The 15964-nt window shown below is 71.8% G+C and carries 14 protein-coding genes; 5 read left to right on the top strand and 9 right to left on the bottom strand.

What is annotated here, in order from left to right:
• Positions 1-38: 38 nt before the first annotated feature.
• From CWOE_RS30850 to CWOE_RS16780, 3 genes are all read right to left on the bottom strand, one after another.
• The gene (locus CWOE_RS30850) at positions 39-2240 is read right to left on the bottom strand and encodes a choice-of-anchor J domain-containing protein (RefSeq protein ID WP_049793305.1); all 2202 of its coding nucleotides are present in this window, start codon (positions 2238-2240) and stop codon (positions 39-41) included.
• 173 nt (positions 2241-2413) lie between these two features.
• A complete protein-coding gene (locus CWOE_RS16775; protein ID WP_012934828.1) occupies positions 2414-3118 on the bottom strand; it encodes an alpha/beta fold hydrolase in 705 nt (234 codons plus the stop codon).
• Between the two features lie 126 nt (positions 3119-3244).
• Entirely contained in the window at positions 3245-5563 is a 2319-nt protein-coding gene (locus tag CWOE_RS16780; RefSeq protein ID WP_012934829.1) for a choice-of-anchor D domain-containing protein, read from the bottom strand.
• A gap of 244 nt (positions 5564-5807) precedes the next feature.
• On the opposite strand from CWOE_RS16780, the gene CWOE_RS33880 reads away from it, so the two are divergent.
• Positions 5808-6890: a ubiquitin family protein gene (locus CWOE_RS33880; RefSeq protein WP_012934830.1), complete on the top strand. Its 1083-nt coding sequence runs from the start codon at positions 5808-5810 to the stop codon at positions 6888-6890.
• 126 nt (positions 6891-7016) lie between these two features.
• Here the strand turns inward: CWOE_RS33880 and CWOE_RS16790 are convergent, their stop codons facing one another.
• The gene (locus CWOE_RS16790; RefSeq protein ID WP_012934831.1) at positions 7017-7280 is read right to left on the bottom strand and encodes a hypothetical protein; all 264 of its coding nucleotides are present in this window, start codon (positions 7278-7280) and stop codon (positions 7017-7019) included.
• Between the two features lie 140 nt (positions 7281-7420).
• Between CWOE_RS16790 and CWOE_RS16795 the strand changes: the two genes are divergently transcribed.
• The 4 genes from CWOE_RS16795 (at position 7421) to CWOE_RS16805 (ending at position 10511) form a co-directional block, all read left to right on the top strand.
• The gene (locus CWOE_RS16795; RefSeq protein WP_012934832.1) at positions 7421-8077 is read left to right on the top strand and encodes a response regulator transcription factor; all 657 of its coding nucleotides are present in this window, start codon (positions 7421-7423) and stop codon (positions 8075-8077) included.
• A complete protein-coding gene (locus CWOE_RS16800; RefSeq protein WP_012934833.1) occupies positions 8074-9381 on the top strand; it encodes a sensor histidine kinase in 1308 nt (435 codons plus the stop codon). The genes CWOE_RS16795 and CWOE_RS16800 overlap by 4 nt, the downstream gene beginning before the upstream one ends.
• A 309-nt stretch (positions 9382-9690) precedes the next feature.
• A complete protein-coding gene (locus tag CWOE_RS34140; protein ID WP_148261049.1) occupies positions 9691-9819 on the top strand; it encodes an SOS response-associated peptidase in 129 nt (42 codons plus the stop codon).
• Between the two features lie 284 nt (positions 9820-10103).
• Positions 10104-10511: a VOC family protein gene (locus CWOE_RS16805; RefSeq protein WP_012934835.1), complete on the top strand. Its 408-nt coding sequence runs from the start codon at positions 10104-10106 to the stop codon at positions 10509-10511.
• Positions 10512-10863: 352 nt separating this feature from the next.
• Here CWOE_RS16805 and CWOE_RS16810 read toward each other — a convergent pair whose 3' ends face one another.
• From CWOE_RS16810 to CWOE_RS16835, 5 genes are all read right to left on the bottom strand, one after another.
• On the bottom strand, positions 10864-11238 hold the full coding sequence (locus CWOE_RS16810; protein ID WP_012934836.1) for a type II toxin-antitoxin system VapC family toxin: 375 nt from the start codon (positions 11236-11238) through the stop codon (positions 10864-10866).
• Positions 11235-11474, bottom strand: coding sequence for a type II toxin-antitoxin system Phd/YefM family antitoxin (locus tag CWOE_RS16815; protein ID WP_012934837.1), 240 nt, complete (start codon positions 11472-11474; stop codon positions 11235-11237). Before CWOE_RS16815 ends, CWOE_RS16810 begins: the two co-directional genes overlap by 4 nt.
• A gap of 407 nt (positions 11475-11881) precedes the next feature.
• Positions 11882-12631 carry a hypothetical protein gene (locus CWOE_RS32870; protein ID WP_148261050.1) on the bottom strand — a complete coding sequence of 250 codons (750 nt, stop codon included), beginning with the start codon at positions 12629-12631 and terminating at the stop codon, positions 11882-11884.
• Positions 12632-13037: 406 nt separating this feature from the next.
• Positions 13038-14966, bottom strand: a complete 1929-nt coding sequence (locus CWOE_RS30855) for a kelch repeat-containing protein (protein ID WP_012934839.1) — start codon at positions 14964-14966, stop codon at positions 13038-13040.
• A 72-nt stretch (positions 14967-15038) separates the two neighbouring features.
• Positions 15039-15899, bottom strand: coding sequence for an aminoglycoside 6-adenylyltransferase (locus CWOE_RS16835; RefSeq protein ID WP_012934840.1), 861 nt, complete (start codon positions 15897-15899; stop codon positions 15039-15041).
• Positions 15900-15964: the final 65 nt, after the last annotated feature.

Raw genomic sequence — 15964 nt, forward strand, 5'->3', positions numbered from 1 at the left:
CTCGGCTGAGCGGCTGCTCAGCCGAGCCGCCGTCGCGGCTATCTGCCGGCGCGTTCGAGCTGGCGCGCGAAGCTGATCAGCGTGCGGTTCCCGGCGAGGTCTCTCGCCTGCACGACGACCCGCACGTCCAGGCGGCCGTCGCGCGCTGCCGCCAGTGCGCGTCTGCCCGCGGTCGAGAGCGTCAGCCGCGGGGTCGTCGTCGCGCCGGCGGCGAGGTCGATCGGCGCCTGCGCGAGCGTACTGACGCGCCGCGCCGCTCTGCCGCCGCCGCGCGGCTTGACCGTCGCCGCGTACGTGATGCGGACGGTGCCGATGCAGCGGCCGCGTCCCTCGCCCTCGCGCGGCGAGCAGCCGAGCCGGGCCGCTACCGCCCCGGCGCGCGTCGCGCGCAGCGTCTCGGCGGCGAGCGAGATTCCCGGCGGGTAGGGGTTCGCCTGGAAGAGGTGGACGGTGACCGGGCCGCTGCGGCCGTCGGCGGCGATCCCGCGGATCTCGACGCGGTGGTCGCCGGCGCGCAGGCCGGTGAGGTCGAACGGCGATCTGCACCGATCCCACTGTCCGTTGTTCAGGCGGCACTCGTAGGCGGCGACCGACGGGTCGACTGCGAAGCCGATCCGCGCCGCGCGGCCTCTGGTCAGTTCGGCCGGCCGCTCGGTGAGCGTGACGAGCGGCGGCGCCGGCGTTCTGGGCGCGGGCGCTCTCGGCTCGGGCGTTCTGGGCTCGGGCGTTCTCGGCTCGGGCGTTCTCGGCTCGGGCGGGACGGGGACGGCGGCGGAGCTGCGCGGGCTCTCGGCGTTGCCGACGACGTCGACGCTGAAGTAGCGGATCCGCTCGCCGGCGCCGAGCACCGGCGGAGCGGCGCCGTCGTAGACGCTGCTGGCGGTCGTCGGCTCCTGCGGGTCGGCGCCGACCGTGTAGTGGGTCGCGACGACGCCGGACCCGCTCCCGTCGCCGGCCGTCAGCCGGACCGCGTCGCCAGGTCTGGTCGCCGCCGTCACGTCGTCCGTCGTCGTCGGGGCGTCCTGGTCGACGCGCGCGGGCTCCGACGTGCGCGGCGTCTCCGCGTTGCCGGCGACGTCGACGCTGAAGTAGCGGATCCGCTCGCCGTTCCCGAGCAGCGGCGGCGCGGCGTCGTCGTAGACGGCGCTCGCGGTCGTCGGCACCGATGGGTTCTCGCCGACCGTGTAGTAGGTCGCTGCGACGCCCGATCCGCTGCCGTCACCAGCCGCCAGACGCACCTCGATCGGCGCGGTCTGCCACTGCGCCGGCACGTCGTCCGTCGTCGTCGGCGCAGTCGCGTCGTAGAAGTACGCGGAACCGGCCGCGGAGCAGGGGGAGACGTTGTCCGAGCCGTCGGTCGCGGTCGCGTACGGCGTCGTGGTCGCGTCGGCGGCCGCGTCGAAGGCGACCCCGCCGGCAGCGAGCTGCGCTGCGGTGCCGCTCCCGAGCACGGGACCGCTGCAGCTGGAGTCCCCGTAGATCCGCACGGTCGCGTAGTCCTCGGCGGTCCCGGTCGCTCTCGGCTCAGCGACGTTGCCCGGCGACGCCGGCGAAAGCCCGGTGAGCGACGGCGCCGCCGGCGGCGTGACGTCGTCGACGAAGCTGAACGTGTCGATCCCGATGTAGTTGCCGTTGCTGCCAACCGGGCCGCTGCTCGTGACGTGGTAGCGGAACGCGATGCAGCCGGTCGACGTGCCGGCCGGAAGGCCGCGCAGCGTAACGTCGTAGCGTGTCCACGCTCTGGGGTAGACGCCTGTGCTGAGCGACGGGTTGACACTCAGCAGCAGCGTCGTGAAGTCGCCGAGACCCGTCGCCGTCGCGCCCGGCGAGCACGTCCCGCCGGTCGCGACCCGCACCTCGAGCCGGTCTGGGTACTCGGTCGCATCAGCCGCGGTCCGGGTGTAGAAGGAGACGTCGTCGCCGTCGCTCAGCGTCGTGATCTGCGGCGTGATCAGCCAGTTGCTGATCGTGCCGCTTCCACCTGTCGTGCTGTTGTAATTCACCGCGATGTACGACGACTCGACGCCCTCATGCGCCGGGAACGGCCCAGCGTTGCTCGGCGGGTTGCCCTGGAACCAGCTGTTGCTGCCGAGCGGCATCGATCTGTTGGTGCCCGTCCAGCCGGCCGGGGCCCACGCCGACCCCGGCCCGACGCCTGGATCGAAGTTCTGCGACAGATCCGCCTGCGCGACCCCGGGCGCGGCGCCGGTGAGCACCGCGATCCCGACAGCCGCTGCCACGGCAGTCCACGACCTGAACTTCGATCCCATCCGACGAACCTCCATGTCTGCTGCTGCGATCGCCTCCATCCGGGAGGCGCGACCCGGTCGCGCAGCCTGCTCAACCGATAGATCGGCTCGAAGGGACGAAAGATGAGCGGGTCCGGCGGCAGGTTCGCGTCGGCTCGCGCGCGTCAGGCGGCGGCGAGCAGCAGCGCGGCCAGCTCGCGCGGGTGGGAGAGCATCGGCGAATGGCCCGAACCCGCGATCACGGCCGGCTCGACGCCAAGGCGGCGCGGCACCGCCTGCGCGGCCCAGGCGGGCGAGACGAGCCGGTCACGATCGCCGCGGATGTCGAGGATCGGTGCGTCGCCGGGCCAGACGTCGAGCGGGCTCGTCTCCGTGTACATCGTCGACGCCTGCGGACGCAGCTGCCCGAACGCCCAGGCCACGTCCTCGGGAGCGCAGCCGGCGTACATCGTCCGCGCGCAGACGTCGGCGTCGACCCAGCGGCGCAGGCCCGCGTCGTCCGTCTGCACACCCGCCTGGTACTCCTGCTCGAGGATCCGCTCGGCGGCGTTCTGCTCGGCGAAGGCACGGCCCGGCAGCGGCAGCAGCGCACAGACGAACGCCAGGCGGCGCACCGGCTGCGCGGCTGCGCGCGCGACGAGCGGCGCCGTCAGCCCGCCGGCCGAGTGGCCGACGACGATCAGGTCCGCGTCCTCGCCGCCGATCGCGTCGAGCACGACGTCGCGGTACGCGGCACAACCGGCCGTCGCGTCCTCGCACGGCAGGTCGACCGCGACGACGCGGTGGCCGGCGGCCGTCAGCAGCGGCGCGACGCGCGCCCAGCACCACGCGCCATGCCATGCGCCGGGGATCAGCGCGTACGTCGACATCGGCCCGCTCCGTCCATCGTCGTCCGCATCTCCCGGTTCGCGCGGCGGTCCTGCCATTGTGGCGGAACGCCGACCCCGCTCACGCGCCGTGCGGCAAGGCTGACGCGCTGTCGAAATGCCCGACTGCTAGCGGGTCGCAGAGCGAAGCATGACGCGGTGACGGCGCACGAAGGTGCGGCCGTCTCTCGCGGTCGCCGTCACGGTGACGCGCGCCCGGAGGCCACCGACGGCGGCGCGCAGACGGGCGCGGACGCGGCGGTCGAGTCGCACCGTCACCGTCGCGGTGCCGCCGCGGGCGCTGCCGCGTCCGAGCGTGCCGCGGCCGTTGGCGCCGCTCACCGCGACAGCACAGCGGCGCAACCCAGCGCCGCGCAACGTACAGCGGATCCGAATCGTGCCGTCGGCGGCGACGACCGCCCACGAGCGCCCGTCGAGCGTCGTCGTCAGCCGCGCTCTGGACGCGCTTCTCGGCGCCGGCCGGGGATCCGGTGCCGGTCTGTCGCCACCCGGCTGCGGCTGCGGTCTCGGATCAGGGTCGGGATCCGGTCTCGGTTGCGGGTCTGGGTCGGGTCTCGGATCGGGGTCGGGATCGGGTCTGACCGGCTGCTGCCCGATTCCGCTCAGCGCTGCCGTGAGCGGCGCGCCGGCGTCGCTCGCGATCGACAGCGTCGCGGCGGCGAGCCCTGCGGCGGCCGGCGCGAAGACGACTGCGACGGCGCAGCTCTCGCCGACGGCGAGCGTCGCGTCCGAGCAGTCGTCGACCGTGGTCTCGAAGCCGTCGCCGTCGAGCGTCACCGCGTCGACCGGCAGCAGTGCCGGAGCGCTGCCCTCATTCTCGACCGTGAGGCTGACGGCCGCGCCGCGCGCGCCGACGACGACCGTGCCGAAGTCGTGCGCGAGCGGGCCGAGCGTCAGCAGCGGCGCGACGCCGGCGCCCGCGAGCGCGACCGTGCGGGGCCCGCCGGGCGCGTCGTCGGCGACGGCCAGCGTGGCGCTCTTGGCGCCGGTGGTCGTCGGCGCGAAGGCGACCGTGACCGAGCAGGCGGCGGCGGGCGAGATCGTCGTGCCGGAGCAGCCGTCGGCGCTGATCGCGAACTGGCCGGCGTCGGGGCCGGAGAGCGTCGCCGCGCCGCTCGGGAAGGTGAGCGCGCCGGCGTCGGCGCCGCTCGCCGTGTTCGTGACGGTGAAGCTCTGCGTCGCGCTCGTCGTGCCGGTGCGCACGTCGCCGAAGTCTCCGGCCAGGGGCGCCAGCGCGGCAGCCGGCTGCGTTGCGTGCCCGCTCAGCGCGACCGACCGCGGGCCGCCGATCGCGTCGCTGGCGAGTCTGACCGTCGCGCTCTTGGCGCCGGTGGTCGTCGGCGCGAAGCGGATCGTCACCTCGCAGCTGGCGCCCGGCTCGACCGTTCTGCCCGAGCAGCCGTCGGCCGCGAGCGAGAACTGGTCCGCGCCGCCGCCGCTGAGGGTCACGGCGTCCGCGCCGAAGAGGAGCGGTCGCGCGGTTGGCCCGCTCGCGTCGTTGGTGACGGTGACCGTTCTCGTCGCCATTGCGCCGACGTTGGCGTTGCCGAACACGAGCGACGCGGCCGAGATCGCGAAGCCTGGCGCCGTTACGATCATCCCTTCCGGATAGATGTTGCCGCCGCTGATGAAGTTCGTCGTTCTCGTTCCGGTCGCAAGCTCGACGCGGCCGATCCGCTCCTGCTGCGGCTGGCTCCAGAAGAGGAAGCCGCCCGCGACGGCGACGCCGAAGGGGGTGCCGCCCGTCAGCAGCCACTCGCCGTCAGCGGAGCTGCCGTCGACTCTGGCGCGGCCGATCGCCCGCACCGTTCCGGTCTCGGCCCAGTAGAGCCAGCCGTCCGCGATCGCCATCTGGCGCGGTTGGTCGAGGCCGCTGACGAGCTGCGGCTGCACGTCGCTGCCGTCGAGTCTGGCGCGGCCGATCGTGCCGAGCTGCCGGTCGCTCCAGTAAACGTGCTCGCCGTCGACGACGACGCCGTCGGCCACTCCGCCGGACGGGGTCACGATGAAGTTCGGCTCGCGATCGCTGCCGTCGAGTCTGGCGCGGCCGATCCGCGCGTGGTCCGCGGCCGCCCAGTAGATGTGCGTGTCGTCGACCGCAATCGCCGAGACGCCGAAGTACGGGAGGATGAGGAAGCCCTCGTCGACGTCGCTGCCGTCGAGGTTCGAGCGCGCCACTCGGCCCGACGACAGCGACCAGTAGAGGTGCTGGCGGTCGACTGCGACACCTCGTCCGACCGAGTAGTCGCCCCTGATGAAGTCGCGCTGGATCGCTCCGCCGGCATTGGTCGCACGGGCGATCGAGTCGGAGGTCGTGTTGACCCAGTAGATCTCGGCGCCGGCGTCCGCGGCGGCGAGCAGCAGGGCGGCGAGGGCGCTCGCGACGAGGGCGCGCAGACGAGGGAGGCGACGGGAGTGAGTTGGCACGTCAGCATTCTCCCGTCCGCGCTCCCTGTTGTCACGGAGACACCGGCGCGGTCGGCGAGAACTGCAGATCCTTCGGAGCGCGCCAGCTCATGTGCCGCCGCGGCCGCTCTGTGTGTCAGACGTCTCGAACTTGAGATCGCTCGACGGCGTCAACGTGGGATCGCCGAACGACGCGAGGTGAGAGTGATCTGCACGCATGCAACCATCCAGCGGCCGAAGCGCCGATGTGCCAACATGGCACGCGATGAGACGGCTCGCGCTGGCAGGGATGCTTGCGGCGCTGCTTGCGCTGGCGGGTCCGGTCGCGGCCGCGTCGGCGATGCAGATCTTCGTCAAGACGCTGACCGGCAAGACGATCACGCTCGAGGTCGAGCCGAGCGACTCGATCGAGCAGGTCAAGCAGAAGATCCAGGACAAGGAGGGGATCCCACCCGACCGGCAGCGGCTGATCTACGCCGGCAGAGTGCTGGAGGACGGCCGCACGCTCGCCGACTACAACATCCAGAGAGAGTCGACGCTCCACCTCTTCCTGCGCCTGCGCGAGCCGGTCCCGGAGATCGCGTCGACGACCGTCGACGGGTTGGACGTCGTCGTCTCCGGCACCGCGGGCCCGCGCACCGACCTCACGCTGCTGGCGGACGGCGACCCGGTCGCGACCGCCGGCGCCGACGACGCCGGCGCCTGGAGCGCGACCGTCACGCTGACCCCCGGCGACCACGAGCTGGCCGCGGGATACACCGTCGAGCTGGGTGACACGAGCCGTCTTTCCGCCCCGGCGAGGGTGACGGTCGTCGCGCGGCCGCCGGCCGTCTGTCCCGACGGCGGGACCGCCGGCGCGAACGGCTGCCCGACACCGCCGGTCGTGCCGGTCCCCGGTCCCCACGAGCCACAGCCGCAGCCGCACGGCGAGCCGCAGCCGCCGCCACACGCGCAACCGCCCGCCGGGCAGCAGCCCCAGCGCCCGGGGCCGTCGGCCGCGATCGCTCGTCTCACCGCCGGCGCGCAGTGCGTCGACCGCGCCGGCTGGCTGGTCCCGCGCCCGCCGCGCACGGTGCGCGTGCCGTTCTTCCGATTCCACCTCTCGCGTGCGGCGACTGTCGACTACGTGCTCGTCCGCCAGGCAAGGACCGACCGCGTCGTGCAGCGTGGCAGCCGCACGCTGCGCTCCGGCCTGACGCGGATGACGCTGCGCAGCGTGCGGCGCGACCGCAGCCTCGCACCCGGCCGATACGTGCTGCGCCTGAGCGCACGCAGCGCCGGCGGCGGCAGTGGCAAGCTCGCAACCGTCCGTTTCACGGTCGGCCGCGGCAGCTGCGCGCGCGGATAGCTTCTCCGGGGTGCGCTGAGGCCGTGCAGCTGGTGCGGGTCGCGGATGTGCGTGCCGCTCTCCGTCGATGGCGCTGGCCGCCGGGCGGCGGCGAGCCTGGTTGGCTCGTCGCCACCCGCTGGGGTCCTAGTCTGCGTGTGTCGGGGCGGCCTGGCCGTCCGCGTTCGTGGTCGGGTCTGCCTGGGTGATCTGCAGGTCGCCGTTGACGTCGCGGGTGATGTCGATCGCGTCGGGCAGCTGGGCGTTCGTGCCCGGGTCGGTCGGCCCGGCGTTGGCGGGCGCGATGTCCGCGCCGTCGGCGGCCGAGGCCGACGCGATGATGCCGGCCGCGCCGCCGGCGGCGAGCAGGCCCGCGGCGACCGCGGCGAGTTTGGGGTGCTTGAGGATCATGGCTTTGGCGTCCTTTGCATGGTTGCTCTTCGGTTGGTGCTGCGCAGCACAGTGAGCATGCCGTTGGTGCCGTCTGCTCCGCGTCTCATGGTGTGGTCATGTCACGCCGCTAAGACAACGGGTGTGCTAATCCAGTCGCGATGCGCTTGCTGATCGTGGAAGACGAGGAGCGCCTCGGCCCCCTCCTCGCCCGCGGGCTACGGCGCGAGGGTTGCGCCGTGGACCTCACCCAGGACGGGACCACTGGTCTGGCCTTCGCGCGTATCCACACGTACGACCTTGTCGTGCTCGACCGTGACCTTCCCGGCCTCCACGGCGACGTGCTCTGCAGCGAGCTTCAGCAGCTCGACCCGATCCCCCGAATCCTGATGCTGACCGCGTCCGGGACAGTCGACGATCGCGTCGAGGGCCTGGGGCTCGGAGCCGACGACTACCTCGCCAAGCCGTTCGCCTTCCGTGAGCTGATCGCGCGCATACGCGCCCTCACCCGCCGCCCGCTCCAGGTAACGCCGACACTCCTCGTGCGGGGCGACCTGACACTCGACCAGGCGCGCCGCACCGTCACCCGCGGCGGGCGGGTAGTGCAGCTGCGACCGCGCGAGCTCGCCGTGCTCGAGGAGCTGCTGCGCGCCGACGGAGCGCCGTTGTCGGCCGAGCAGCTGCTCGCGCGTGCCTGGGACGCCAACGCCGATCCCTTCTCCAACCCCGTGCGCCAGACGGTGCAGCGGCTGCGCAAGGCACTCGGCGAGCCGTCGCCGATTCAGACGATCCCAGGCGTCGGCTACGTGGTGCCGTGAGGCATCGCCACTCGCTGCGGCTGCGCATCACCGCCGCCTTCGCGCTCTTCTACGCCATCGGCGCATTCGTGCTGCTGACGGCAGCGTACGTGATCGTCACACGCTCGACCGGCGAGCCAGTCGCCGAGGAGGCACTCGCCACTGAGGCCACTCTCAAGACGACTGAGTCGGCGCCCCGCTCGGAGCGCGCGCTGCCGGGCGCCGCGCCGACTGGCGTCGCGCTGCGTCCCACCGGCGCCGACGGCAGCGCCTCGCTCGATGGCATCATCTCGCTCGATATCGTCCGGGCCGCGCAGGCCGATCAAAGTCGCGCCGAGCACCAACAGGTTCTGTGGCTGTTCGTCCTCGCGCTGGTCGCCGTCGTCGCGCTGTCGGTGGGCGGCGGGTGGCTGGTCGCCGGCCGCGCGCTCGCGCCCCTGCGGCGCATCACTACAACGGCGCGCAAAGTCTCCGGCACCACGCTCGACGCCCGCGTCGCGCTCGACGGTCCGCCGGACGAGCTGCGCGAGCTGGCCGAGACGCTCGACGCCATGCTCACGCGCCTGGACGCGGCATTCGCCGCGCAGCGCCGCTTCGTCTCCAGTGCCTCGCACGAGCTCCGCACGCCGCTGGCCGTCGCGCGCACCGAGGCCGAACTTGCCCTCGCCGACGACCAAGCCACCGCACCCCAACTCCGCGACGCGCTCAACCACATCCACACCACGATGCTGCGCGCCGGCGACCTGGTCGAAGCGCTGCTCGCGCTCGCACTGACCGACGCCGTCCCCGCCGACGCCGAGCCGGTCGACCTGGGCGGCCTCCTCGCCGTCGCGGCGGCGGACATGACACCCGCCGCCGCCGAGGCCGAGGTCACACTCGACGTCACGGCCGAGGCAGGTACCGGACTCGCGGTCGTCGGCCACGCAACGCTCCTGCGCATCGCGATCGACAACCTGCTGGCCAACGCGATCGCCTACAACGTCGCGGGCGGCTGGGTACGCGCAACCGTCAGCCCGACGCACGACGAAATCGAGCTGACCGTCACCAACAGCGGCCCGCCCGTCGAACCCGCGATCGTCGACGAGCTCTTCGAGCCGTTCGTACGGGCCGACGCATCGCGCTCCCGTCGCGCGGGCGGCGCGGGCCTGGGCCTGGCGATCGTGCGCGCCGTGACGCTCACCCACGGAGGCCACGCGCAGGCGTCGGCCCGCCCCTCGGGCGGCCTCCAGGCACGGCTGTCGCTGGCCCGCGTCGACGCCGCGACAGGCGACGCCGTGACCCCCCAGCCGACGTTCGGCGACGACCCTACGACGACGACCAGCTGAGCATCAGCTCGCCGACGTCGCGCTGGCCGCGACGCACGCGTTCGATGAGACCGTCACGTCCCGTGGTCTATTTGGCGGGTGCGTCGAGCTGCATCCGCCCTGCCGGGAGCGCGGCGCTGAGACGCGCCAGCGAGCCCGGGGCGGGCCGAGGTGCGCGGCCGCGGCGGGAGCCCTCAGGACGCGGGTCGGGTCCGCCGCGCAGCGTCGCCGACGTCGTTCGGTTCCCCGTCCCATTCAGCACGGTCGATGCCATAGCGGCGGTCGGGCGTGCTCGCTCGAACAAGCTGGTGGTCACGGTCGTACTGGACGTTGAACAAGCCTGCCGCGCAGCTGCACGAGCGCATGCCGGTGGTGCTCGCCGGCGAAGCCGAGCACGCCGCCTGGCTCAACCATGTCGGGGTGTCCGGCCCCGAGCTGCTCGACCCCACCAACGTCTAGAGGCCGGACGGGGGAGAGCGCCCCGGCCGGACGGGCCGGGGGCCAGGGCTGCACGGCCGGCATCCCATCGGTTCGCGCGGCGAGATCGCCACCGCGCTGCCCGCGGCCACTGCGCACGCGACGCCTCCGCACGATCGACGGCGAGGCTGACGAGCCGCCGGCTGCGATGCCGGCTGACAAGACGCCAATGGCTTCAGGGCGGAGCGGTGGTTCTGCGAACCTTTGAACGCCTATGAGAACGTGACGGACGGGGAATGGGGCGAGCTCCGATTCGAGGAGGATCAATGGGCCTGAGCAGGTACAGACTGAACGCGTTCATCGCGGTCACCGACATGACACGGGCAGAGGCGTTCTACGAGGGGAAGCTCGGTCTCTCGGTGGTACGGGCCGACGCTGACGGAAGCAAGGTCTATGCGTCAGGCGGTGTCGAGTCGTTGGTTGTCTACCCATCTCCGGACCACGCCGGCCGGTCGACCGCGACCCTGGTGACCTGGTACGTCGACGATGTCGAGCTGGTGGTGGACGAGCTCACCTCGAACGGTGTGACCTTTGAGCAGTACGAAGGTGTGCTCGAGAGCGGCTTCGACTACGGGACCGACGAGAAGGGGATCTCACCCCGCGCCGGCGGCGGCAAGGTCGCCTGGTTCAAGGATGCCGACGGGAACACCTTCTCGATCGAGGGTGATCGCTAGCCCCGGTGACCCCGTCGGCGGATCGCCGCGCCGCTGCCGCCGCCGCCGTTCGGCGGCGGCGGGCTCGTGCGCGGGCCGCGCTGGTCGCCGGGCGGCGACGCTCGCTGTCAGACGACATCAGGTTGAGAGAGATCGACGACGTCGACGTGAGATCGCCGAACGACGCGAGGTGAGAGCGATCCCCGCTCCCGCCGACGCGAGCGGAGCGATCGTGGGGTGCGCCGTGCCCGGGCTACCGCTTGTCTGGGCGCCCCGACGCTGCGAATGGTCGGCGCGTTTCAGCGTCTCGCGCTTTGGTTGCGCCGTCGGCTCGTCTCCGGCTGTCGACACTCGTGCGGATGCCTCGGCGGGGCTACCAGAGGACGGGTGCCTCATAGGCGCGCATCAACGGGTCTGAGGAGACCAGCACTGCGCCTTCGTTGAGAGCCTGGGCGACGAGCATCCGGTCGAACGGGTCGCGGTGATGGTGGGGCAACGCTCCGGCGGCGTCGGCGTGCGCGATGGTCACCGGCAGCTCGCGACCACCGTGACGGACCAGCTCTGCGACGAGCCCAGGTCGAGCGGTGAGCTTGCCCAGCGCGGTCTTGATCGAGATTTCCCACGCCACCGCGGAGCTGAGAAGCACCTCGTTGCGACGGTCGGCGAGCAGGTCCGTGGCGATGCTCGACAGTCGCGACGGGTCGTGCGCCCACCACAGAACCGTGTGGGTATCCGGCAAGAGCTTCACCGCACGCCGAACGCGGCGGCGACATCGTCGGGCAACTCGTCGAAGTCATCGGCGATACTCAGCTCCGACGCCGGGAACATCCCGCGTGTGGCCGCAAACGCACTCGCATCGTTGACGGCGACCAGGCGCGCGACCGGCGTGCCACGACGTTCGATGATGACCTCCTCGCCTTCCTCAGCGCGTTGGACGAGCTTGGAAAGCTGCGACTTGGCTTGGTGCATTCCAACAGCGACCATGAAGCCATAGTACCACGACTTAGCCCGTTAGCTAGGTAGCAGGGGTCTGAGTGCCGAGTATCGACATCGCGGCGAATCGCCTCAGTCGAACGTGAGCAGGCGTGGGGTGCTCGCGGTACGCGTTGCCGCACCCGGTCGTACAGACGGGTCGTCGCCGGGGATGCGTGCCGAGCCGCGTCATCAACTCGAGTCCGCGTCGTTTCTGTCCCAAACCGAAGTCGTCTCACACGAAGTCGTCTGACGCTCGCCGAGCACACTTGTTGGTTCACATAAGATCGATTATCGGGCATTGAAGCCGAGCGGCCCGCCGGCGCGGAGATTCCGGTCGTCAGGACGGGGTGCGCGCCGCGCACGCTGTCAACGCCTAAGATTCGCTTGTGCCTGACAAGGAGCCTGCTTTGCCGGTCTCAGGCGGCGAACTCAGCGCTGTTGCCCGAGCTGCCGGCCTCATCCGCAAGGTCTTGAAGCGGCCGGAGCCACAACGCATAGTCGAGCACAGGACGACCGTTAAGCGCGAACTTCGCGAGCACCTCGACCTGCCGAACTGGTATGACCGTTCTAAGCGGCAGCACGCTCCAGAGATCCTGGTCTTCCGACTGGGTTAGAACAGCTACCCGGATCTCGTATACCGCGTCGTCCGTCCCGACGACTGGATGAAGTTCGAAGTAAAGGGATTGCACGACCGCGGCCTTGAGGTTTTCACGGCTATTTACGAGGTTGCGATCCACAAGGGCAAGGCGAAGATTATTGAGGCCGGCAAGCGTCGCCCGAAGGGCGCGCTGCACACGGTGATCGGAGTAGGCCGCATCCCGTTCGAGTGGATTAGCCACATGGACTGGGATCACAACAACGCCGACCAGCTGCCCGTCCTGCATGTTGCCTATGGGCGCCGAGGGCCGTTCCGAGAATGGGTGCCGTGCAGCCTGGCAGAGAATGACACCCTGGAGCTGCTCGACGTGAGGTTCAAGGTGCGAAAGAAGGGTTGGCTCCACCAGTTTCGATCTAACCGGCAGCTGCGCGAGATGGACCGCGCTGGCAAGACCGAACTTCATCGGATGCTCTACGGCGACGATGCCGTCGACTAGTGTGAGATGTCCCTTCAGGCTTGACGAACTCCTCAGCCAGTCGAACGACGTCGTTGCCGGCCAGCCGATCAACTGTCCAAGGTCAACGGAGTCGTTGGACGCTCCGAGCCGCCAACGGCATAGGCGCCCGCCTGCCATGGCACAGCGACGTGAATGACGCATAGCGTCGCGCGCGCGTAACACCGAGTGATCCGGATGCGTTGGATGAAACAAACTCGCCTAGCCTGCGGTAGCGGCAGCCACGGTGACCGCGTCATCGGTGGCGTTCGGCCGCCGGAACTCCAGGCAACGCCGAACTGCCATCACACGACAAACCGATGAGAAACGCGACGCGACAAGTAATGAGACGGCGCATGTCAAACCAATGAGACGCCGCATTTCGACCAGCCGGTCCGCGCGCCTACCGAGTTCCAGCGAGCTGCGTGCCGCGCTCGGTTCAGTGCGCTGACAACCGCGGGCGGGTTTGAGCCGGAGGCGGTCAGGGAGCCAGCACGCGCAGCCAGCGGTGGGCCGGGCGGCCGAGTCTGCCGGGCCCCGTGTACGGCCGGACCGTGATGCGGTAGAGCGCCGGCCGCAGCCGCAGCCTCAGCACGTGGCGCTGCATGACGCTCGACGCGACCGCCGTTCTGGTGGTGCCGCGGGCGCGCACGAGCGGGTTCGCGAGGTCGCCGTCGAACGAGCCGCTGCCGCGCGGCGGGCAGAGCGTCCGGCCGCGCGTGCCGATCGCGCGCGAGACCTCGATCCGGACTCTCGCCTGTCGTGTCAGCTTCAGTGCCAGCCCCACGCGGGCGCTGCCGCTCGGCAGCGGCCGCACGCACCGCCAGACCAGCGCGAACCGCTCGATCGAGATCGGCTTCGCGGCCCGTCTCGGAGCGGCCCGTCTCGGAGCGGCCCGTCTCGGAGCGGCCGGTCTCGGGACCGGCGGGACCGACTGTCTCGGCAGATCCGGCGTCGGCTGAGCCGGCGGTCTCGGTGCCTCCGGCGGGGACGGTCTCCCCTCCGGCGGCACGACGCCGGCACCGTCGAGCGCGAAGGCGGGCGACTGCTCGGCGTTGTCGTCGAAGGTCAGCTCGGCGGCACGGGCACTGCTCGCCGACGGCGTGAACCGCACCCGCACGACGCATCTTCTCGCGGGCAGCAGCTGCGCACCGGTGCAGTCGTCGGCGACGATCTCGTAGTCGGCGGCGGCCGCGCCCGCGAGCGCCGTCGCGTCGATCCACAGCCGGCTGCGACCGCTGTTCTCGACGGTCACGTCGCGCTCGGCGCTCGCGCCGACGGGCACGTCGCCGAAGCCGCCCGCGAGGGCCGCGCTGCGCTCGGCCGGGGGCGTGAACAACTCCGCCGTGGCGAGGTTGTTGCCGCCGGCCATCAGCACTCTGCCGCCCTCCAGCACGGTGAGCGACGCCAGCCCGCGGGGCGCCGACGACTGGTGCGCGACGGGCGAGAGCGCGTTGGTCGCCGGATCGAACAGGACGGTCTCGGTGCTGCCGTCAGACTGGATCAGGACGCGGCCGTCGTCGAGCGCGGTGGCCGTGACGACGTTGCCGGCGTGCGGGATCGCCCCGCCCGGCGACCAGCTTGCGGCGACCGGGTCGTACAGCTCGATCGACGCTAAGAAGCCAGTGTGGTTGACGCCGCCGACGGCGAGCACGCGACCGTCGGGCAACACCGCGGTGCCGCCCTGCCCGCGCGATGTCGCCAGCGCGCCGGTCGGGCTCCAGCTGTTCGTCGCCGGGTCGTAGACGTCGGCGCTCGAGCGGAACATCGTCGACGGGTTCACGTCGTAGCCGCCTGCGACGAGAACTCTGCCGTCGTCCAGCAGCGCCGCGTGCAGGTTCTCGCGCGAGTCGCTCATCGTGCCGGCCGTCGGTGTCCAAAGGCCGGTCGCCGGGTCGTAGACCTCGCTGGTCGCGCTCGCGTTGCGCGTGTCGTCGGCGCCGCCGGCGACGAGCACTCTGCCGTCGGCCAGCAGCACGGCGGCATGGCCGTTGCGCGGCTCGTTCATCGCACCGGTCGCCGTCCAGGTGTTGGCGGTCGGGTCGTACAGCTCGGCGTGGGTGGTCACGCCCGTCGCGGCGGCGCCGCCCACGAGCAGCACCCGGCCGTCGATCAGCCGTGTCGCGGTCGCGTAGTGGCGCGGGACGAGCGGCGGCGCCGCGGGCGTCCACGAACCGTTCACCGGGTCGTAGAGCTCGGCGGTCGCCACCGCGCCGCCGCTGCTGGTGCCGCTGGCGATGAGCACCCGGCCGTCTCTCAGCAGCACCGCCCCATGCGCGCGGTGGACGGTGCTCATGCTGGCGACCGGGTGCCAGCCGGAGCCGGCGAGCGCCGACGCGGCGGAGACTGCGAGGGCGAGCGCGGCGAGCAGCGCGACGAGACCGGTACGGGACGGCGACCTGGTGAGCATCTCGCGATCGTACGACGTAGCGCCTACGCGCCGTCGCGCGGACCGCCTGCGACGAGCGCGAACACCCGGCGGTCATGGGCCACCGCTCATGTCCGGGATCGCCGCGGTGAGCGGGCGCATCGCGCGCTCGATCTCGATCGGTGCGGGGACGCCGGCGGCGTGGGCGGTCTCGGCGCAGACGCGCGAGAAGAGCGCGGTCGCGGCCTGCAGCGCCTGAAAGGTCTCCTCGCGCGCGTAGCCGGCGAAGGTCGCAGCGAGCCGTTGGGTGATCCATGGCGCAGCCCACCGCGCGAGCGCCGTCCCGAGATGGCGAACGTCGGAGGCGGCGGCGCCGCTGGTCGCCTGAGCGTGCAGCTCGATCAGCCGCAACAACTCGCCACGGGCGTTGGCGAGCCGCGTCTGCGCCGGCCACAGCTCGCCGCGCGCGAGGTAGCGCGGGACGTGCGCGGCTTCGAACCAGAACTCCCGCGCAGCGTCAGCCAGCTGCATCGCGGTCGGCACGGCGCGTCGTGGACGGCCGCTGGGCGCCGGCAGGCCGGCGGCGCGGCCGTCACGGTCCAGCAGCACGACGAACCCGCGCTCGTGCAGTTCGTCCAGCTGCTCTGTCAGCGCGTCGAGCGCATCGAGGCGGCGGATCAGGAAGTCGGCCTTGCGGCCGCCCTCGAAGAAGACCAGCCGGGTCGGATCGCCTTCCCACGCGTCGCCGACCGAGACGAGCACCGGTGCGATCTCCGGCAGCCAGCCGTCGTCGGCGTAGATGGCGGGATCGCCATCTACGTACAGCTCGACGTCGAAGTCCGACAGGGCGTCGGGGGTCGCGGCCGGCTGCGCGCGCGATCCGGTGAGCAGCACCACGCGGACGGTCGCTTGTCGTCGCGCCCACGCGAGCACGGCGGCGAGCAACGGGTCAGTCGGAGCAAGCGGGTCGATCATCCGGATCAGGGAGGCACGATACCCGCGCGAGCGCGCCCCCAACTTCGCCGGTGAAGCCACCCGAC

This window comes from Conexibacter woesei DSM 14684, assembly GCF_000025265.1.
Lineage (GTDB): Bacteria > Actinomycetota > Thermoleophilia > Solirubrobacterales > Solirubrobacteraceae > Conexibacter > Conexibacter woesei.

Bases quoted from the DNA above. Each gene is read 5' to 3' on its own strand.
- CWOE_RS16775 (WP_012934828.1), bottom strand. From the start codon at position 3,118: ATGTCGACGTACGCGCTGATCCCCGGCGCATGGCATGGCGCGTGGTGC.
- CWOE_RS33880 (WP_012934830.1), top strand. From the start codon at position 5,808: ATGAGACGGCTCGCGCTGGCAGGGATGCTTGCGGCGCTGCTTGCGCTG.
- CWOE_RS16790 (WP_012934831.1), bottom strand. From the start codon at position 7,280: ATGATCCTCAAGCACCCCAAACTCGCCGCGGTCGCCGCGGGCCTGCTC.
- CWOE_RS16795 (WP_012934832.1), top strand. From the start codon at position 7,421: ATGCGCTTGCTGATCGTGGAAGACGAGGAGCGCCTCGGCCCCCTCCTC.
- CWOE_RS16805 (WP_012934835.1), top strand. From the start codon at position 10,104: ATGGGCCTGAGCAGGTACAGACTGAACGCGTTCATCGCGGTCACCGAC.
- CWOE_RS16815 (WP_012934837.1), bottom strand. From the start codon at position 11,474: ATGGTCGCTGTTGGAATGCACCAAGCCAAGTCGCAGCTTTCCAAGCTC.
- CWOE_RS30855 (WP_012934839.1), bottom strand. From the start codon at position 14,966: ATGCTCACCAGGTCGCCGTCCCGTACCGGTCTCGTCGCGCTGCTCGCC.
- CWOE_RS16835 (WP_012934840.1), bottom strand. From the start codon at position 15,899: ATGATCGACCCGCTTGCTCCGACTGACCCGTTGCTCGCCGCCGTGCTC.